This is a genomic window from Pseudomonas sp. PDM27 (genome assembly GCF_019219205.1).
Classification (GTDB): Bacteria; Pseudomonadota; Gammaproteobacteria; order Pseudomonadales; family Pseudomonadaceae; genus Aquipseudomonas; species Aquipseudomonas laurylsulfatiphila.
This window is the reverse complement of the sequence record NZ_JAHUWF010000008.1, coordinates 91,797-109,123: the sequence shown is the minus strand read 5'-3', so window position 1 is coordinate 109,123 and position 17,327 is coordinate 91,797. Positions and strand designations below refer to the sequence as shown.

Sequence of the window (17,327 nt, the reverse complement as noted above, 5' to 3'; positions counted from 1 at the left end):
TTTTTGGTTCTTCACGGAATCCCGCGGAACACGGATTTCGAAAAATCTGTAGGAGCTGCCGAAGGCTGCGATCTTTTGATCTTCAGCAACGCAAAAGCAAGATCAAAAGATCGCAGCCTTCGGCAGCTCCTACAAGGGAACGCGTGCACCACCAAACAACGAGGCCGAACGTCAGGGGGCAGAAGCAAGCGGTGGCGAAGCCAGGGCTTTTTCTACCGCGGCGATGAACTCGGGATCATCCGGCTTGGTCAGGCTGGAGAAACTGGCGATCACCTTGCCTTGGCGATCCACCACATACTTGTAGAAGTTCCACTTCGGCGCACTGGTTTGACGGGCGAGGACTTTGAACAAGTGCGTCGCATCGGCGCCACGAACCCTTTGTGGCTCAGTCATGGTGAAGGTCACGCCGTAGTTGGCATAGCAGACTTTCGCAGTCTCGGCGCTGTCCTTGGACTCCTGCTTGAAGTCGTTTGACGGCACGCCGAGTATTTCCAGCCCTTGCTCCTTGTAGCGCTGATTGAGTGCCTCAAGGCCCTCGAACTGCGGTGCGAAGCCGCAGAAACTGGCGGTATTGACCACCACCAGCGGTTTGTCGGCGTAACGCTGGCACAGGTCGATGGACTCCTTGGCCCGCAACTTCGGCAGCGAGCCCTGCAGCACCTCCGGACAGTCAGCGGCCCAAGCCAGTCCGGACAACGTCATCAGCAACGCGGGAACAGCACACCAGCGCTTGAGCATCTCGAGCATCCTTGATAATTCGTCAAAAGCGACGTTACTCGCCCTCGCCGCTCACTAGCAAGCACCCATGCCCAACTGCATCAGCGCCAGCCCGCCCTGATGCCAGCCCCACCACGACAACGCCAGCAACAAGGCGCAGACGGCGGCTACAGCGATCCGTGGCCAAAGGCTGTTCATGTCGCACTCATTTGTGTTTGCAGGCGCGCCACCGGCCGTTCACGCACCGGCCAGTTGAGGGCGGCGGCCAATAGGCTCAAGAGAATTGCCACTTGCCAGATCAAGTCATAACTCCCGGTTCGGTCATACACCACCCCGCCCAGCCAGCCGCCCAGGAACGAACCAAGCTGGTGAAACAGGAAAACAATCCCACCGAGCATGGACAGGTTTCGTACGCCGAACAAGGTCGCCACCGTACCGTTGGTCAATGGCACCGTCGACAGCCACAGGAAGCCCATGGCCATGCCGAACAGGTAGGCCGTGGTGGTGGTCACCGGCGCCCACAGGAACAACGCAATGACCACCGCCCGCAGCAAATACAAACCGGTGAGCAAACGCGGTTTGGACATGCGCCCGCCGAGCCACCCGGCGGTATAGGTGCCGAAAATGTTGAACAGGCCGATCAGCGCCAGCACCGTGGTGCCGACCGTGGCCGGTAGATGCTGGTCCACCAGGTAGGCCGGCAAGTGCACACCGATGAACACCACCTGGAATCCGCAGACAAAAAAGCCGAACGCCAGCAGCCAGAATCCGGAATGCGAGCAGGCTTCGCGCAGTGCTTCGCCAAGGGTTTGTTCGTGGCCCAGGACGGGCAACGGCTTGTCCTTGAGCATGCTCACCAGCGGTACGATCAGCGCCACCAGCAAACCCAGCGCGAGCAACGCCGCGGACCAGCCAAGCCATCCGATCAACCCGAGCGTGCCGGGCAACATTGCGAACTGGCCGAACGAGCCGGCAGCACTGGCGATCCCCATGCCCATGCTGCGCTTTTCCGGCGGTACGGCGCGGCCGACCACACCCAGAATCACCGAGAACGACGTGCCGGACAGCCCGAGGCCGATCAGCAGGCCGGCGCTCAGGGACAGGGTCACTGCAGAATCGGAGAGCCCCATGCAAATCAGCCCCGCTGCGTACAGGATGCCACCGATCAGCACCACTTTCGCTGCACCGAAGCGGTCGGCCAGCGCGCCGGTGAATGGCTGGGCGAGGCCCCAGATCAGGTTCTGCAAGGCGATGGCGAAGGCAAAGACTTCACGGCCCCAGCCGAACTCGGCACTCATCGGCGCCAGAAACAGGCCGAAGCCATGTCGAACCCCCAGAGACAACGCAAGGATCAGCGCACTCCCCAACAGAACCCAACCGCACGTACGCCACATCGATGTCATTGTTGTTCTCCGGTAGCGGGTATATACCCGCTTATGATCGGAAAAACCGGCGTCACGCCAGTTCGTCCAGCAGCTTCAATAAGGTTTCGCGCTTCTCGGCCCCCAGGCGATCGATCAAGCGCTGCTGTGCGGCCTCCCAGGCCGGCAAGGCCGCCTTGAGACGCTCTGCCCCGGCCTCGGTCAGCAGGACGATGCGGTTGCGCATGTCTTCGCCCTCGACCAGCGTCACCAGGCCGTCACCCTCCAGCACCCGTAAATTGCGCCCCAAGGTGCTGCGATCCAGGCCCATGGCCTCGGCCAGGGTTGAAATGCTCGGCTGATCCAGACGCTGCAGATTGCACAGCAAAGAATACTGCGCAACGTTGATCCCGAAGCCGTCGAGAGCGCCGTCGTAATGCCTGCTGACGCCACGGGCGGCGCGACGCAGGTTGATGCATAAACATTGGGAATCGAGCATGGTGCGTGTATATACCCGCGAGTCGGTTAAATCAAGTGGCATGGGGTTTGTTCAGTGGTCAGGCGGTGTCCCGAAAATCGCTTTCGCGAGCAGGCTCGCTCCCACAGTTGATCGCATTCCAATGTGGGAGCGAGCCTGCTCGCGAAGAGGCCGGAACGCTCAACACAACCCAATCAGACCAGCGCCAAGCCTACCAGCACTGCAACTTCCAGCAACTCCAGCATCGCCCCTGCCGTATCGCCCGTCGTTCCACCGAGCCGCCGCAGCATCACCCGCCGCAACCAGGCAAACCCGAGAACCGCCAACACCACCGCCACCACACCACTCAAACCGGCAATCAACACACAAGCCAGAGCACTGACCGCCAACACCCACCTGCCCGCCACACGCGGAAGATGATCGGCCAAGGCCTGCCCCAGACCACCGGCACGCACATAGGGTGTGGTCAGGAACAAGCCAAGCAACGCGCTGCGACCGATCAACGGCACGATGACCAATGCCAGCGAATTCGGCTGTTCGATCAGCGCCAGTAGCGCAGTGAACTTGAGCAGCAATACCAGCACCAGCGTCACCACGGCGATCGGTCCGCTGCGCGGGTCTTTCATGATGGTCAGCGTACGCTCACGGTCGCCAAAACCGCCGAGCCAGGCATCGGCGCTGTCCGCCAGGCCATCGAGATGCAACCCGCCGCTGAGCAGTACCCAAACGCTCAGCAATAACGCCGCGTGCAACAACGCCGGCGCCCCCTGCAACAGCCAGTTCACTGCCCACAGAATCACGCCAAAGAGCAAGCCCACCAGCGGATAAAACAGCAGTGACCGTCCCAGCTCCCGAGGCTCAGGCATGCCGGGCAGGCGAATCGGCAGGCTGCTGAGAAATTGCAGGGCGATCCAGAATGGCAACATGGTCAGAGCACTTCCTTCAACAAACCAGTGGACTCCATCGTCAGCGAAAACAGCGCGCCATGCCCGACCTCAACGTTGAGCAATTGCTCTCGCGGCAGCCCGCGAGCTTGTGCCAGCAACAGGCGCATCACCCCGCCGTGGCTGATCAGCAGAATGCGCTCACCGGCACAGGTCGCGTGCAAACGCTGCAGCGCTGCCAGCACCCGTGTCGAAAAGTCCGCAACCGGCTCGCCCTGAGGCGGCGTGAACGAGTAAGGATCGGCCCAGAACAAGCCCAGCGCTTGCGCGTCGGTTTCCATCAACGCCGCCGCGCTTTGCCCTTCCCAAGCGCCGAAATGCAACTCTTGCAGGTCTTTATCCAATTGCACCGGCACCCCCAGTTGTGCACCGAGTTCCTCGGCAAACCGCGCACAACGCTGCAATGGCGAACTGACCAACCGGTCCCATGGCCCCTGCCCGACCACGGCGGCGCGCATCTGCGCCCAGCCCGTGTCGGTCAAGGCATCATCGATGCTGCCGCGCAAGCCACCGCCGAATTCGGTTTCACCGTGTCGCAACAGATCCACGCGCAGGGTCATGCCGGACGATCTGCCACGGCGGCTTCGGCGAAGGTCGCCATCTGCCCGTGCAGGTCGCACGCCAGGCGCAACAGCGGCACAGCCAATGCCGCGCCACTGCCTTCACCGAGCCGCAGGCCCAGATCGAGCAAGGGTTGCGCATCCAGGGTTTCCAGCACATGACGATGCCCCGGCTCGGCACCGCGATGACCGAACATCAGCCACTGACGGCATTCAGGATTCAAGCGCACCGCAAGCAGCGCAGCGACACTGCAGATGAAGCCGTCCACCAGTACCGCGACGCCTTCCTGAGCACAGGCGAGATAGGCACCGACCAGCGCGGCAATCTCGAAGCCACCGAGGTTGAACAGGGTCTGCAAGGCATCGCCACGCTGTGCGCCATGCAATGCCAGGGCACGCTCGATCACCTGGGCTTTGTGGCTCACACCTTTGGCGTTGAGCCCGGTGCCAGGCCCGGTCAAATGGCCCACCGGGCAATCGAGCAAGGCACAGGCCAGGGCGCTGGCGGCGGTGGTGTTGCCAATGCCCATTTCGCCACCGATGAACAGCTGCGCACCGCTGGCCATCGCCCGCTGCACGCTGTCACGGCCGGCCTGCAAAGCGAGTTGTCCCTGGGCTTCGGTCATGGCCGGCCCCTGTACGAAATTCGCCGTGCCCGGGCCGACGTTCAGGTGACGCACACCCGGCAGGTTCAGCGACGGCGTCACCGTGCCAAGGTCAACCACCTCGAGGGAAGCGCCCAGTTGCCGCGCCAATACGCTGATCGCGGCACCACCGCTGACGAAGTTGAGCAGCATCTGCCCGGTCACTTCCTGGGGATACGCCGACACGCCCTCGGCGACCACGCCGTGGTCGCCGGCAAATATCGCGATCCACACCTGTTCCAGACTCGGCTTGACCCGCCCCTGCAATCCCGCCAGTTGCACCGCCAGCGATTCCAGCTGACCGAGGGAACCGGCCGGCTTGGTCAGTTGCTGTTGCCGCGCCCGGGCCTGTTCGAGCGCTTGGGTATCCACTGGCCTGCACGGGTTCAGCCACCAGGATTGAGTCATAACGCAGTTCCTTTCAGAGTCAGGGGCAGGCCGGCGACGGTCAGGACGACACGCTGACACCGCTCAGCCAGAGCTTGATGCAGCCAACCGGCTTCATCGACATAGCGGCGAGTCAATTCGCCCAGCGGCACGACACCCATTCCGGTCTCGTTGCTGACAAAAATGATTTCACCCGGCAGCGACGCCAGGCAGTCCAGCAAGGCATCACGCTCGGCTTGCAAGCGCTCGGCATCGTCGAGCATCAGCAGGTTGGTCAGCCACAGGGTCAGGCAATCCACCAGCAGGCAGTGGTCGGCACGGGCGCTTTCACGCAGTATCCGGGCCAGTTCGAGCGGTTCCTCAATCAGTGCCCATTCGGCAGGACGACGGGCACGGTGATGGGCGACCCGCTCGCTCATTTCGCCATCCAGTGGTTGGCTGGTGGCGATGTAGGTCACGGTCAGGGCGCTGTCGATGGCGAGTTTTTCAGCGAGGCGACTCTTGCCGGAGCGGGCGCCGCCGAGGATCAGTTGGAGCATTGCTTATTCCTTAAAATTTTCGGGGAGGCGACGGCCCTCATCGCGAGCAAGCTCGCTCCCACAATTGATCCAGGCTGAACATAAATTTTGAGTACACCTCGTAACCTGTGGGAGCGAGCTTGCTCGCGATGGGGCCGCAACAGCCACCTCAGAACCCACAGAGCCGACGCAGCAGAGAAGTATCCAGATGGTTCTCCACCAGATCCGCCAGCCGCTCGATATCGCGCTCGCGCAAGCCGTGGTAATCCACGTCCTGCACCTCCTGCAAACCCGCCCAGCGCAACAGCGCACTGCACGCCGCCGGCGATTCGAACAGCCCGTGCAGATAGGTGCCGAAAATCTGCCCGTCCGCACTTTGCGCACCATCGCAGCGGCCGTCATCCAGTTGCACGGCGGCGTTTTCCAGGGCCGGGCCGGTGGTCACGCCAGCATGAATTTCATAGCCTGATACCGGCGCATCTTCCAGCGCCAGGCGACCGCACACATTGCGCAGCTGTTTCTCTTGTTCGAGCCGGGTCTGGAACGCCAGCAGCCCCAAACCGGCGCTGGAACCCGGCGCGCCCTCGAGGCCCAGCGGGTCATGCACTTGCTCACCAAGCATCTGCAGGCCGCCACAGATCCCCAGCAGTTTTCCGCCGTAACGCAGATGCCGGGCGATCGCGGTTTCCCAGCCGTTGGCCCGCAGGTACGCGAGGTCGCTGCGGACACTTTTCGAACCAGGAAGAATGATCAGGTCGGCAGGCGGAACCGCCTGGCCGGGCCCGATGAATTGCAGGTCCACTTGCGGATGCAGGCGCAGTGGATCGAAATCGGTGTGATTGCTGATGCGCGGCAGCACCGGCACCACCACCTTCAGCACCCGCTCGGCCTTATCGGTCTGGCGTTGATCGATGCCGTCTTCGGCCTCCAGGTGCAGATCCATCACGTACGGCAGCACGCCGATCACCGGTTTGCCGGTACGTTCTTCAAGCCAGTCGAGACCGGGTTGCAGCAACGCGATGTCACCGCGAAAACGATTGATGATGAAGCCTTTGACCCGCGCCTGTTCGCTCGGCGACAGCAGTTCGAGGGTACCCACCAGATGGGCGAAAACCCCGCCGCGATTGATATCGGCAATCAGCAACACCGGACAATCCACCGCTTCGGCGAAGCCCATGTTGGCGATGTCGCCGGCACGCAAATTGATTTCTGCCGGCGAACCTGCACCTTCAACCATCACCAGCGGATAGGCCGCGCTCAAGCGCTCGTGGGAGGCCAGCACCGCTTGCATGGCGATGCTTTTGTAGTCGTGATAGGCGACGGCGTTCATGGTCGTTACGGCGCGGCCATGGATGATCACCTGGGCACCGGTGTCACTGTTGGGCTTGAGCAATACCGGATTCATGTCGGTGTGCGGTTCGAGGTGCGCGGCCTGGGCCTGAACCGCCTGGGCACGGCCAATCTCGCCGCCGTCGGCAGTCACCGCACTGTTGAGTGCCATGTTCTGCGGCTTGAACGGCACCACCCTGACGCCCTGACGCGTGGCCCAACGGCACAATGCAGTCACCAGCGTGCTTTTACCGGCATCCGACGTGGTGCCCTGCACCATCAGCGTGGTCATTGGTTTTCCTTGGCGAAATCTTCGAATGCCTGCGCCAGTCGCACCCAGGCAGCTTGGTCACCGGGCAGGCCGAATCGCAGGCTGCTGTTGTGCGTGAACAACCGCAGGAGAATGCCGCGCCGGGCCATGAACTCATTCAGTGTTTCGGCGCGCTCGGTGATCAGCCACTGGAACAGCGCACAGCCGCCCTGGGGCTCGAAGCCGTGTTGCTGCAGCAACGACGCCAGGCGCTCGCTGGCCTCTTCGGTGCGCAGCCGTTGCCGCGTTTGCCCCTCGGTATCGCGCAGGCAGGCCTGCCCCACTACCCGGGTTGCCCCGCTCACGGCCCAGGGCCCCACTTGTTCTGCCAGCAACTTGAGCAACTTGCGCTCGGCCAGCACAAAACCCAGGCGCACACCGGCCAGGCCGAAGAACTTGCCGAAGGAGCGCAAGACGATCAGCCCGACCTGATGGGCAAACGGCGCCAGGCTCAGTTGCGGCGTGTTATCCATGAACGCTTCGTCCACCACCAGCCAGCCACCGCGCTGGGCCAGTCGCGTGTGCCAGTCGAGCAGGCGACTGGGGGTGAGGCTCAGGCCCGTGGGGTTATTCGGATTGACCACCACCAGCACGTCGAAACTGTCGAGAAAGAAGTCGACTTCCTGCTCCAGCACTTCCCGCACGATATAGCCGTTGCGACGCCACGCTTCGGCGTGCTCGGCGTAGCAGGGCGACAACACACCCACCTTGCCCGCCCGCCGTAATCGCGGCAGCAGCTGGATCGCCATTTGCGAACCGGCCACCGGCAATGCCTGCAAGGTGCCGTAGTAATCACAGGCGGCCTGTTCCAGACCATCGTCCGCCTCCGGCAAACGGGCCCAGGCCCGCAGCGGAATATCCGGTACCGGGAACGGCCAGGGCGCAAGGCCCGTCGACAGGTCCAGCCAGTCGGCTTCATCTATGCCATATTCGAGCGCCGCCCTGCGCAATCGGCCACCGTGCTCAAGCATAAAATTCAGCCCCCAGGCAGAGAATCAGCAGCCATAACCATACCCCGCGCTGGACCAGTTGCCAGCCCCGGTCAATGGAGTCGGCGTCCGCCGGCACACCTTCGCCCAGTTGCGGACGCTGGTGCAGTTCGCCGTGATAAATCGCCGCGCCGCCCAATTCGACGCCAAGGGCCCCCGCCCCAGCCGCCATCACCGGGCCGGCGTTCGGGCTGTCCCAGGTCGGGCCCTGGGTGCGCCAGCATTTCAACGCCAGCCGGGTTTTGCCCAGCAGCGCATACGTCAGTGCCACCAGACGCGCTGGAATGTAATTGAGCACGTCGTCGATCTTCGCCGCCGCCCAGCCGAATCGTTCGAAGCGCTCATTGCGATAGCCCCACATCGCATCCAGCGTATTGCTCAGGCGATAGAGCACCACGCCCGGCGCACCGGCCACGGCAAACCAGAACAACGCGGCGAACACCGCGTCGCTGCCGTTCTCCAGCACCGACTCGGTGGCGGCACGGGCGACTTCGGTTTTATCCAGGTCACTGGTTTTACGGCTGACCAAATAACTCACACGCTTGCGTGCTTCATCCAGATCATCGCCACGCAAGGCCTTGGCCACCGGCGTGACGTGTTCACCGAGGCTGCGCATGCCGAGGGCGCAATAGAGCGCGAGAATCTCGACGATCCAGCCGACGTAAGGCGCCCAGGAGAATGCCGTGACCAACAGCACCAGCGGCAGCACGGCGATCACCCACGCGGTGACGCCATGGCTGCGCCAGCCGCGACCGCCGCCGTTGAAACGTTGCTCGATGCGATCGGCAAAACGGCCGAACGCCACCAGCGGATGCCAGCGTTTGGGTTCACCCAGCAGCGCATCCAGCGCAACCGCGGCGACACTCAACAACGCCACACTCATTGACTCACTCCCCAATAGTTCTCATACAGCAATTCATGCAGCGGACGCGCCTGCGCCCAGCCTTCGAGCACCAGCATCGGCGCCGGGTAGAACGCCTTCACCGGCCCCAGGCACAGCACCGCCAGCGGTTTGGCTCCCGGCGGCAGCCTCAGCAGGTCCGCCAGTGCCTGGGGTTCGAACAGCGACACCCAGCCCATCCCCAGCCCTTCGGCGCGGGACGCGAGCCACAGGTTCTGGATGGCACAGGACAGCGAGGCCATGTCCATTTCCGGCAAGGTGCGGCGGCCGAAGATATGTTGCTCGCGGTCGTCCATCAGTGCGGCGACCAGGACCTCGGCGCAATCGTTGATGCCTTCCACCTTGAGCTTCATGAACTCGTCGCTGCGCTCGCCGAGGGCTTCGGCGGTGCGGATGCGCTCTTCTTCCACCAGGGCCTGGATTTGCCCGCGCAAGGCGCGATCACTGATGCGGATGAAGCGCCAGGGCTGCATCAGGCCGACACTGGGTGCCTGATGTGCGGCCTCGAGCAGACGTCGCAGCAATTCGGGCTCGACCGTACCGCCGCTGAAGTGACGCATGTCGCGGCGTTCGGCGATGGCGCGGTAGACCGCTGCGCGTTCGGCTTCGGTGAATGCGTTGTCTGTCATGGCCTCTTCGCGAGCAAGCCCGCTCCCACATTTAAAAGTGAGCTGCCTGAAGACATGCAATCCCCTGTGGGAGCGGGCTTGCTCGCGAAGGCGGCCTCAAGGTCCGGCGCAAACAGCGCGGCAATCGCCGATGGATTGGACGGAAAATAAAAGTGCACATAAGAGGCAGTCATCCGCCCCTCACGATAAACCGCCTCCGCACCACGCCCGCCATTCGGGCTCACGCCCCGGGCAATCGGCGCCAGCTCCGTGCTAGTCAGCGAATGGTGATAGGTGTGCCCGCGCAGCAGACCTTCCGGCAGTTCCACCGCTTGCAGCGCCAGCGCCGCCAGACGCTTTTGCATGACCGCATCACCGGCCAGCAAGCCCACCAGTTCGGCGCGAGTGCCCTCGACATCGGTCAGGGAATCGAGCAGATACAGCATGCCGCCACACTCGGCAAGCAAGGGTTTGCCCGCCTGGTGGTGGGCGCGGATCGCCTCGAGCATCGCCGTGTTTTGCGCCAGCGCGACATGGTGCAGCTCCGGGTAACCGCCTGGCAGATACAGGCTGTCCGCCTCCGGCAATTGGCGGTCGCGGATCGGCGAGAAGAATGACAGCTCGGCGCCCATCGCCCGCAGCAAATCCAGGCTCGCACCGTAGGTGAACGCAAAGGCTTCGTCACGGGCCACGGCAATGCGCACACCGGCCAGCAGCGGTTCGGCGACGATGACATCGGGGGCGGCGAACTCGACTGCCGGTGGCAGCGCGACCTCGCAACTGCTGGCCAGGGCATCGGCTGCGGCATCGAGGCGCAGGTCGAGATCGTTCAGCTCACTGGCTTGAACCAGCCCCAGGTGTCGGCTCGGCAGTTCAATCCCGGTTTCCCGGGACAGCGCGCCGTACCAGCGCAATCCTTCAGTCAGGCTGCCCTCGAGCAATTGCGCGTGGCGCAGCGTGCCGACGCGGTTGGCCAGCACGCCGGCGAACGGTAAGTCCGGCTGATAACGCGCCAGCCCCAGGGCCAGTGCGCCGAAGGTCTGGGCCATGGCGGTGCCGTCGATCACACCCAGTACCGGCACACCGAAATGCCGCGCCAGATCGGCGCTCGACGGCGTACCGTCGAACAGCCCCATGACGCCTTCGATCAGGATCAGGTCGGCTTCAGCGGCGGCTTCCCACAGCAACCGGCGACTCTCCTGCTCGCCGACCATCCACATGTCCAGTTGATACACCGGTGCACCGCTGGCACGCTCGAGGATCATCGGATCAAGAAAGTCGGGGCCGCACTTGAACACACGGACCTTGCGCCCCTGATTGCGATGCAACCGGGCCAGCGCCGCGGTGACGGTGGTCTTGCCCTGGCCGGAGGCCGGCGCGGCAATCAGAACCGCCGGGCAATGGCGAGGCTGGTTCACAGCTCGACGCCTTTCTGCGCTTTGATCCCGGCCTGAAAGGCGTGCTTGATCATGCCCATTTCGGTGACCGTGTCGGCCATCTCGATCATTTCCGGCTTGGCGGCACGCCCGGTGACCACCACGTGTTGCATCGGCGGCCGGGCCTGCAAGTCGCTGAGCACCTGATCGAGATCGAGGTAGCCGTGCTTGAGGGCGATGTTCAGCTCATCCAGCACCACCAGGCCGATGGACGGATCGCGCAGCAGTTCCCGGGACACCGCCCACGCTGCCTCGGCGGCAGCGATGTCGCGCTGACGGTCCTGGGTTTCCCAGGTAAACCCTTCGCCCATCACATGAAAACGCACCTGCTCGGGAAAGCGCCGGAAGAACAACTCTTCGCCGGTACTGTTGCGGCCCTTGATGAACTGCACCACGCCGCATTGCATGCCGTGCCCCATGGCGCGGGCGAGCATGCCGAAGGCCGAACTGCTCTTGCCCTTGCCGTTACCGGTCAGCACCAGCAACAGACCACACTCGTTCGGGGAATTGGCGATGCGCTCGTCGATCACGGCTTTTTTGCGCTGCATGCGCGCCAGGTGGCGTTCGTCACGATCGGGGGTATCAGTCATGGGGGAGCTCTCCGTTGAGACAGGAATAACGGCGGGCAGGCACAGCAATAGAAGGCAACAAGCCTGGCATCGCCCACCGTGATGCCGCTGGATGAATCAGGCCGGTCTCCGGGCTCATGAGTGGCGCGTAGCCAGACTGCGCGCCTTCCCGCATCGAATCGACACAGTGGCATCAGACACAGTTTTCACTCATTTACCGTTGCGGGGGCAGCGCCGGAATTGCGGGTCTTCGACCAACAGAAGAACTCGCTCACCGGCTTCCCTGTTTCACTCTGTCGACCCAAGTCACAGAGCACCTGAAACAAGCCGCGAAGGTTAGAGGGTTGGGGGTGGAGCGTCAATTAAAGCCGGGAGGCCATCGGCCGAATAACTGTCGTCACTCAAAAAACTGACGTCAATCTTGTGCCTCGCTCTCAGCAGTGATATCAAAGAGCCACAACCTCACAACACAATAACAAGGGTGAGCCCATGCAAGGCATGATCATCAGCAATCCAAAGCTGGAATTCCTGCGCCCTGTGCTCGAACGCTGGTTCGAATGCATCGACCGCTATAACGCCGTCCGCGGTGATGGCGACACCCCCTACTGGCACGACGAAAAAGCCAATCTCGGACTGCTGTCTGCCGCCGCCTGGATGGCCGAGATGGTCACACTGCAACAGACACCCACCCGCAAGCAGACCGAAGAAGGCGAACGCAACAGCCGCGCCGACCTGTTCCTCGCCTCGCCCGAAACCCGCGCCTACATCCAGACCAGCCAGCGCTGGCCACGGGTCAACAGCCTCAATCTGAGCCAGGCCCTGCTCGACATCGCCAGCGATGCGAAGCGCCTGAGCCACGCCAGCGACCTGAAACTCGGCTGCCTGTTCGTCGCCCCGCAAAAAGCCCAGCAAGGCGCGACACCGGAGGAACTCCAGGACATGGTCGACGACCTGCAAAAGGAACACACCTGCGCGGTCGCCTGGTATTTCCCGTATGCCTACCGCAAGTTGCGCAATGAAGCCGGCAACTATCACCCCGGCATTGCGGTGCTGTTCAAGGAAGCACGTGGCTAGGGGTTGAACCATTGGACGACAACGCGTCTCTATGATTAGAACAAGGCACTCATAGGGAAACCCGTATGCGCACGCCCCCGCTCGTTCTCGTTATCGCGATCTGCGGAGGGCTCGCCGGTTGCAGTGAGACCGCCGGCCTGCAAGTCTCCGACGGCACCGGCCCTTCACCCCAACTGCCGCCCCCCAACAAGACCCTGCTCCCAACTGTGAACATCGCCCCGGCCATCGGCTGGCCACAGGGCGCGAAACCCGTCGCCGCCGCGGGCACTCAAGTAGCCCCTTTTGCCGAAGACCTGGATCACCCCCGCTGGCTTTATGTGCTGCCCAACGGCGACGTGCTGGTGGCGGAAACCAACGCACCACCCAAACCCGAAGACGGCAAAGGCATTCGCGACTGGGTCATGAAGCAAGTCATGGGGCGCGCCGGAGCTCGCGTGCCCAGCGCGAACCGCATCACCTTGCTGCGCGACAAGGACCACGACGGCGTCGCGGAAACCCGCACGGTGTTTCTGCAAAACCTCAACTCGCCCTTCGGCATGACCCTGGTCGGCAAGGACTTGTATGTGGCCGACACTGATCGCCTGCTGCGCTTTCACTATGAAAGTGGCGATACGCAGATCAAGTCACCGCCGGTCAAAGTGGTCGACTTGCCGGGCGGCCCACTGAACCACCACTGGACCAAAAACGTCATCGCCAGCAAGGACGGCCGTAAGCTCTACGTCACCGTGGGCTCCAACAGCAACGTCGCGGAAAACGGCATGGACAAGGAAGAAGGTCGCGCAGCGATCTGGGAAGTGGACCGCGCCACCGGCCAGCAGCGGATCTTCGCCTCCGGCCTGCGCAACCCCAACGGCATGGCCTGGGAGCCGCGCAGTGGCGCGCTGTGGACCGCGGTCAACGAGCGGGATGAAATCGGCAGCGACCTGGTCCCGGACTACATCACCTCGGTCAAGGACGGCGCGTTCTATGGCTGGCCGTACAGTTACTACGGCCAGCATGTCGATATTCGCGTCGAACCGCAAAACCCCGACCTGGTGGCCAAGGCCATCGCTCCGGACTATGCCGTCGGCCCACACACGGCATCACTGGGCCTGACCTTCGCTGAAAACAGCAAGCTGCCGCCGCCCTTCACCCAAGGAGCCTTCATCGGGCAGCACGGCTCCTGGAACCGCAACCCCCACAGTGGCTACAAAGTGATTTTCGTGCCGTTCAGCGCAGGCAAACCTGCGGGACAACCGATTGAAGTGCTCAGCGGCTTTCTCAACGAAAAGGAAGAAGCCATGGGTCGCCCGGTGGGCGTGGTGATCGACCGGCAGGGCGATCTGCTGGTGGCTGATGATGTGGGGAACAAGGTGTGGCGGGTGTCGGCAGGAAAATAAATTCCAACTGCCAACATATTCCCCTGTGGGAGCGGGCTTGCTCGCGAATGCAGGCTGTCAGTCGACTGATGTTTTGACTGATACACCGCCTTCGCGAGCAAGCTCGCTCCCACAGGGTTCAGGGTTCTAGCGCTTGCGACAGAGTGTGAGCCCGTCACCCAACGGCAACAACGACAGATCCACCCGCACGTCATCCTTCAACGCCAGGTTGAGCGCCTGGATCGCCCGGGTGTCCGCGCTCTCGGGGCTGCTCTCAAGCACGCGCCCGCTCCACAGGGTGTTGTCGAACAGCACCAGCCCGCCGACCCGCAGCAAACGCAGGGCATGCTCCAGATAACGCGGGTAGTTGGCCTTGTCGGCATCGATGAACACCAGGTCGAACTGCTCGCCCTGACCTTGCCGCTCAAGCTCGGCGAGGGTTTCCAGTGCGGGGGCCAGGCGCAGGTCGATCCGCCCGGCGAGTCCCGCTTCCTGCCAGTAGCGCCGCGCGATGGCGTTGTAGTCGCCGGGGATATCACAGCAAATCAGCGAACCGTCAGCCGGCAATGCTGCCGCCATGCACAGCGCGCTGTAACCGGTGAAAGTACCGACTTCGAGCAAGCGCCTGGCCCCCGTCAGCTTTACCAGCAGGGCAAGAAACTGCCCCTGCTCCGGCGCCACCTGCCAGCGCGCCATCGGCAGCGCCTGGGTCTCATCGCGCAAGCGCTTGAGCAGTGGCGTTTCGCGCAGGGAAACATCAAGCAGGTATTGATACAGGGCGTCGTCGAGATTCAGCGTGCGAGCAGTCATGAGCAGCAGCTCCGGACGTTACGGGTTGCGCGCCAGATGTTCAGGCCGCAGAACACGCTTGGCGCTCAGGTAAGCCTTTTGCCAATAGGCCTTGGACAAACTGTCGAGCTTTACGGTGCCGCCGGTGGCCGGCGCATGGACGAAACGCCCTTCTCCCACGTAGATCCCGGCATGACTGACCTGGGAACCACCATTGGTAGCGAAGAAAAGCAGGTCGCCGGTTTGCAGGCCTTCCTTGCCGACATTCGCCGCTTGCATGGAGATCATCTCGCGCGTGGTGCGCGGCAAGGCAATACCGGCGACATCGCGGTACACGTACGCGATCAGGCCGCTGCAATCAAATCCGGAATCCGGTGTGTTGCCACCCCAGCGATAGGGCGTACCCACCAGGCCGAGCGCGCGAAACAGCACGTCTTCCGCTTCGGGCGAAAAAGCTTGTGGGGAACCAAATACGATGGGCGCGCGAACCACCGGCGCAGGAGGCGGTGTGCGGCTGGCGCAGGCACTGAGCAGCGCTGCGAAGAACATGATTGCGAGGCGGGCCGACGTCGTCATAAGCAGAACATCCTGATCTGGCTGCGGCTTTTTCTGCGGGGAGCGCAGAAAAGAAAACCGCCTGCGTTGGACGCAGGCGGTTTGCCATCATTTGTAGATCAAGATTCTAGCGGCTACGCGACAAACTTCAAGTAAGACTTTAAGTTCGCCTTACAAAATGTCCGCTTATTTACGTGCAGTGACGATTGGCGACGCGTTAGGTGCCATCGCCAGGGCGCGCTTGGCCTCGATGAAGGTCTTGCTCCAGTAGCTGTCGCCCAGGCTATCGATGCGCACGCCACCGCTGCGGCGGCTGCTGGAGTGGATGAACTGGTTGTCACCCAGGTAGATCCCGGCGTGACTGACGCGACCACGACGACCGTTGGTTGCGAAGAACAGCAGATCGCCCGGCTCAAGCTTGCTGCGCGAGACCAGCGGAGCGTCCACGTTGATCATTTCGCGGGTGGAGCGTGGCAGGTTCATGCCCGCTTCTTCGCGGAACAGGTAACCGATGAAACCACTGCAATCGAAGCCGGCTTCAGAAGTGCCGCCGAAACGGTAACGGGTACCGATCAGGGACATGCCGCGTTCGAGGATGCTGTCGGCCAGGACCGGAAGCTGGTAGGACTTGCCGCCAGCGAAGTCTGCGAGTTCTTTTTCGGTGGCCAGTTCTTCCTGAAAGAGGGCGGAAGACTGGGCAGTGGCCGAGTTTTGAACCTGCTGTTGCGGCGCTTGCTGGGCCACTGGAGTGTGGGCAGCGCAACCGAACAACAGGGTGACGAGTGCGAGGGGCACGAGGGGTGCGAAGCGATTTAGCATGGGCACGACCGTGGCTGAAGTTGTAAAGAAGTCGAGACTATGCCCGCTATCGACCTCATTTGCAAATTCAATCAATCTTTTTGTGACTTATTGGTTTCTCGTTTACATCTAAGCGCTTAAGCCCATTTTAAACACACACGCGGCCTGCAACCTTGCAGGAAAGCGGATTTTCTGGCGCCTGAAATATGCCGAACCGGCTAAAAGCCCCGGTTCCAGCGGGTTTACCAGCCGAGGGTTTCTTTCAGAAACGGGATTGTCAGCTTGCGCTGAGCCTGGAGGGAGGCCTGATCGAGACGCTCAAGCAGCTCGAACAGCGCGCTCATGCTGCGGGTGCCGCGAGTCAGGATGAAATGCCCGACCTCATCGGTCAGGTGCAGTCCGCGACGGGATGCGCGTAATTGCAGGGCACGCAATTTGTCCTCGTCGGACAGTGGGCGCATCTGGAAGATCAAGGCCAGGGTCAGGCGCGACTTGAGGTCCGCCAGCTTCACCGGCAACTCGCGCGGGGATGTCGACGCGGCAATCAGCAGGCGCCGGCCGCTGTCGCGCAGGCGATTGAACAGATGGAACAGCGCCTCTTCCCAGTCCGCCTTGCCGGCAACCGCCTGCAGGTCATCGAGACAGACCAGTTCGTACTGCTCAAGGTTATCGAGAATCTCGATACCGCGATCGAGCAGCTCGGCCAGCGGCAGATAAACCGCAGGCTCTCCCAATTGCTCGAAGCGCAGGCAGGCAGCCTGCAACAGATGCGTACGCCCTACCCCATCCTTGCCCCAAAGGTAGATCAGGCTTTCGGTCCAGCCGGCGTCGGCTTCGCATAGCCGCTCGACATAGCCGAGTGCAGCGGCATTGGCGCCTGGGTAGTAGTTGATAAAGGTGGCGTCGTCACGCAGACGCACACCTAGGGGCAGCTGAATCGGTTTCATGCTGACTGAACAGTTCCAAAGGAACCGTTAGTGGCCTCTGTGTAAAGTTTGCGAA

At 62.5% G+C, this 17,327-nt stretch carries 20 protein-coding genes and 1 riboswitch; of the genes, 2 read left to right on the top strand and 18 right to left on the bottom strand.

Annotated features, from left to right (window positions below; all coding sequences use genetic code 11):
* Positions 1 to 171 precede the first annotated feature (171 nt).
* The 14 genes from KW838_RS17610 to cobO all read right to left on the bottom strand — a co-directional run bounded on the left by KW838_RS17610 (position 172) and on the right by cobO (position 11,772).
* Complete coding sequence (locus KW838_RS17610) at positions 172 to 738, bottom strand: glutathione peroxidase (RefSeq protein ID WP_218501991.1); 567 nt, start codon at positions 736 to 738, stop codon at positions 172 to 174.
* 54 nt (positions 739 to 792) lie between these two features.
* Positions 793 to 915 (bottom strand): hypothetical protein, encoded by a 123-nt coding sequence (locus KW838_RS29550; RefSeq protein ID WP_007977581.1) that lies wholly within the window; start codon positions 913 to 915, stop codon positions 793 to 795.
* Complete coding sequence (locus tag KW838_RS17605; protein ID WP_102701778.1) at positions 912 to 2,120, bottom strand: MFS transporter; 1,209 nt, start codon at positions 2,118 to 2,120, stop codon at positions 912 to 914. The genes KW838_RS29550 and KW838_RS17605 overlap by 4 nt, the downstream gene beginning before the upstream one ends.
* A gap of 52 nt (positions 2,121 to 2,172) precedes the next feature.
* The gene (locus KW838_RS17600; RefSeq protein ID WP_046037619.1) at positions 2,173 to 2,577 is read right to left on the bottom strand and encodes a MarR family winged helix-turn-helix transcriptional regulator; all 405 of its coding nucleotides are present in this window, start codon (positions 2,575 to 2,577) and stop codon (positions 2,173 to 2,175) included.
* A 173-nt stretch (positions 2,578 to 2,750) separates the two neighbouring features.
* Positions 2,751 to 3,482, bottom strand: a complete 732-nt coding sequence (locus KW838_RS17595) for an adenosylcobinamide-GDP ribazoletransferase (RefSeq protein WP_218501988.1) — start codon at positions 3,480 to 3,482, stop codon at positions 2,751 to 2,753.
* Between the two features lie 2 nt (positions 3,483 to 3,484).
* The gene (gene cobC, locus KW838_RS17590) at positions 3,485 to 4,060 is read right to left on the bottom strand and encodes an alpha-ribazole phosphatase family protein (protein ID WP_218501986.1); all 576 of its coding nucleotides are present in this window, start codon (positions 4,058 to 4,060) and stop codon (positions 3,485 to 3,487) included.
* Complete coding sequence (cobT, locus tag KW838_RS17585) at positions 4,057 to 5,112, bottom strand: nicotinate-nucleotide--dimethylbenzimidazole phosphoribosyltransferase (protein ID WP_218501984.1); 1,056 nt, start codon at positions 5,110 to 5,112, stop codon at positions 4,057 to 4,059. The genes cobC and cobT overlap by 4 nt, the downstream gene beginning before the upstream one ends.
* Entirely contained in the window at positions 5,109 to 5,630 is a 522-nt protein-coding gene (gene cobU, locus KW838_RS17580; RefSeq protein ID WP_102701782.1) for a bifunctional adenosylcobinamide kinase/adenosylcobinamide-phosphate guanylyltransferase, read from the bottom strand. The genes cobT and cobU overlap by 4 nt, the downstream gene beginning before the upstream one ends.
* Positions 5,631 to 5,778: 148 nt before the next feature.
* Positions 5,779 to 7,230, bottom strand: coding sequence for a cobyric acid synthase (locus tag KW838_RS17575; protein ID WP_218501982.1), 1,452 nt, complete (start codon positions 7,228 to 7,230; stop codon positions 5,779 to 5,781).
* Positions 7,227 to 8,219, bottom strand: a complete 993-nt coding sequence (gene cobD, locus KW838_RS17570; protein WP_218501979.1) for a threonine-phosphate decarboxylase CobD — start codon at positions 8,217 to 8,219, stop codon at positions 7,227 to 7,229. Before cobD ends, KW838_RS17575 begins: the two co-directional genes overlap by 4 nt.
* Positions 8,212 to 9,120, bottom strand: coding sequence for an adenosylcobinamide-phosphate synthase CbiB (gene cbiB, locus KW838_RS17565; RefSeq protein ID WP_102701785.1), 909 nt, complete (start codon positions 9,118 to 9,120; stop codon positions 8,212 to 8,214). Before cbiB ends, cobD begins: the two co-directional genes overlap by 8 nt.
* Entirely contained in the window at positions 9,117 to 9,767 is a 651-nt protein-coding gene (gene bluB, locus KW838_RS17560; RefSeq protein ID WP_218501975.1) for a 5,6-dimethylbenzimidazole synthase, read from the bottom strand. The genes cbiB and bluB overlap by 4 nt, the downstream gene beginning before the upstream one ends.
* Complete coding sequence (locus tag KW838_RS17555; protein WP_218501972.1) at positions 9,764 to 11,164, bottom strand: cobyrinate a,c-diamide synthase; 1,401 nt, start codon at positions 11,162 to 11,164, stop codon at positions 9,764 to 9,766. The genes bluB and KW838_RS17555 overlap by 4 nt, the downstream gene beginning before the upstream one ends.
* Entirely contained in the window at positions 11,161 to 11,772 is a 612-nt protein-coding gene (cobO, locus tag KW838_RS17550; protein ID WP_007984541.1) for a cob(I)yrinic acid a,c-diamide adenosyltransferase, read from the bottom strand. Before cobO ends, KW838_RS17555 begins: the two co-directional genes overlap by 4 nt.
* A gap of 81 nt (positions 11,773 to 11,853) precedes the next feature.
* Positions 11,854 to 12,087, bottom strand: a riboswitch (cobalamin riboswitch).
* 153 nt (positions 12,088 to 12,240) lie between these two features.
* Between cobO and KW838_RS17545 the strand changes: the two genes are divergently transcribed.
* Both KW838_RS17545 and KW838_RS17540 read left to right on the top strand, forming a co-directional pair.
* Positions 12,241 to 12,825, top strand: coding sequence for a hypothetical protein (locus KW838_RS17545; RefSeq protein ID WP_015096166.1), 585 nt, complete (start codon positions 12,241 to 12,243; stop codon positions 12,823 to 12,825).
* A 65-nt stretch (positions 12,826 to 12,890) separates the two neighbouring features.
* The gene (locus tag KW838_RS17540; protein WP_218501971.1) at positions 12,891 to 14,204 is read left to right on the top strand and encodes a sorbosone dehydrogenase family protein; all 1,314 of its coding nucleotides are present in this window, start codon (positions 12,891 to 12,893) and stop codon (positions 14,202 to 14,204) included.
* Positions 14,205 to 14,330: 126 nt separating this feature from the next.
* On the opposite strand, the gene KW838_RS17535 is transcribed toward KW838_RS17540, so the two are convergent.
* From KW838_RS17535 to hda, 4 genes are all read right to left on the bottom strand, one after another.
* Positions 14,331 to 14,993 (bottom strand): O-methyltransferase, encoded by a 663-nt coding sequence (locus KW838_RS17535; RefSeq protein WP_218501970.1) that lies wholly within the window; start codon positions 14,991 to 14,993, stop codon positions 14,331 to 14,333.
* Positions 14,994 to 15,011: 18 nt separating this feature from the next.
* Positions 15,012 to 15,548, bottom strand: coding sequence for a C40 family peptidase (locus KW838_RS17530; RefSeq protein ID WP_218501969.1), 537 nt, complete (start codon positions 15,546 to 15,548; stop codon positions 15,012 to 15,014).
* Between the two features lie 165 nt (positions 15,549 to 15,713).
* A complete protein-coding gene (locus KW838_RS17525) occupies positions 15,714 to 16,346 on the bottom strand; it encodes a C40 family peptidase (protein WP_057715813.1) in 633 nt (210 codons plus the stop codon).
* Positions 16,347 to 16,567: 221 nt separating this feature from the next.
* Complete coding sequence (gene hda / locus KW838_RS17520) at positions 16,568 to 17,272, bottom strand: DnaA regulatory inactivator Hda (protein WP_007898944.1); 705 nt, start codon at positions 17,270 to 17,272, stop codon at positions 16,568 to 16,570.
* Between the last annotated feature and the right edge of the window lie 55 nt (positions 17,273 to 17,327).

Excerpts from the sequence above, each read along its gene's own strand:
- KW838_RS17525 (WP_057715813.1), bottom strand. The coding sequence starts at position 16,346 with ATGCTAAATCGCTTCGCACCCCTCGTGCCCCTCGCACTCGTCACCCTG.
- bluB (WP_218501975.1), bottom strand. The coding sequence starts at position 9,767 with ATGACAGACAACGCATTCACCGAAGCCGAACGCGCAGCGGTCTACCGC.
- cobO (WP_007984541.1), bottom strand. The coding sequence starts at position 11,772 with ATGACTGATACCCCCGATCGTGACGAACGCCACCTGGCGCGCATGCAG.
- KW838_RS17535 (WP_218501970.1), bottom strand. The coding sequence starts at position 14,993 with ATGACTGCTCGCACGCTGAATCTCGACGACGCCCTGTATCAATACCTG.
- hda (WP_007898944.1), bottom strand. The coding sequence starts at position 17,272 with ATGAAACCGATTCAGCTGCCCCTAGGTGTGCGTCTGCGTGACGACGCC.
- cobT (WP_218501984.1), bottom strand. The coding sequence starts at position 5,112 with ATGACTCAATCCTGGTGGCTGAACCCGTGCAGGCCAGTGGATACCCAA.
- KW838_RS17530 (WP_218501969.1), bottom strand. The coding sequence starts at position 15,548 with ATGACGACGTCGGCCCGCCTCGCAATCATGTTCTTCGCAGCGCTGCTC.
- KW838_RS17540 (WP_218501971.1), top strand. The coding sequence starts at position 12,891 with ATGCGCACGCCCCCGCTCGTTCTCGTTATCGCGATCTGCGGAGGGCTC.
- cbiB (WP_102701785.1), bottom strand. The coding sequence starts at position 9,120 with ATGAGTGTGGCGTTGTTGAGTGTCGCCGCGGTTGCGCTGGATGCGCTG.
- KW838_RS17600 (WP_046037619.1), bottom strand. The coding sequence starts at position 2,577 with ATGCTCGATTCCCAATGTTTATGCATCAACCTGCGTCGCGCCGCCCGT.
- KW838_RS17575 (WP_218501982.1), bottom strand. The coding sequence starts at position 7,230 with ATGACCACGCTGATGGTGCAGGGCACCACGTCGGATGCCGGTAAAAGC.
- KW838_RS17595 (WP_218501988.1), bottom strand. The coding sequence starts at position 3,482 with ATGTTGCCATTCTGGATCGCCCTGCAATTTCTCAGCAGCCTGCCGATT.
- cobU (WP_102701782.1), bottom strand. The coding sequence starts at position 5,630 with ATGCTCCAACTGATCCTCGGCGGCGCCCGCTCCGGCAAGAGTCGCCTC.
- KW838_RS17605 (WP_102701778.1), bottom strand. The coding sequence starts at position 2,120 with ATGACATCGATGTGGCGTACGTGCGGTTGGGTTCTGTTGGGGAGTGCG.
- KW838_RS17610 (WP_218501991.1), bottom strand. The coding sequence starts at position 738 with ATGCTCAAGCGCTGGTGTGCTGTTCCCGCGTTGCTGATGACGTTGTCC.
- cobD (WP_218501979.1), bottom strand. The coding sequence starts at position 8,219 with ATGCTTGAGCACGGTGGCCGATTGCGCAGGGCGGCGCTCGAATATGGC.
- KW838_RS17545 (WP_015096166.1), top strand. The coding sequence starts at position 12,241 with ATGCAAGGCATGATCATCAGCAATCCAAAGCTGGAATTCCTGCGCCCT.
- KW838_RS29550 (WP_007977581.1), bottom strand. The coding sequence starts at position 915 with ATGAACAGCCTTTGGCCACGGATCGCTGTAGCCGCCGTCTGCGCCTTG.
- cobC (WP_218501986.1), bottom strand. The coding sequence starts at position 4,060 with ATGACCCTGCGCGTGGATCTGTTGCGACACGGTGAAACCGAATTCGGC.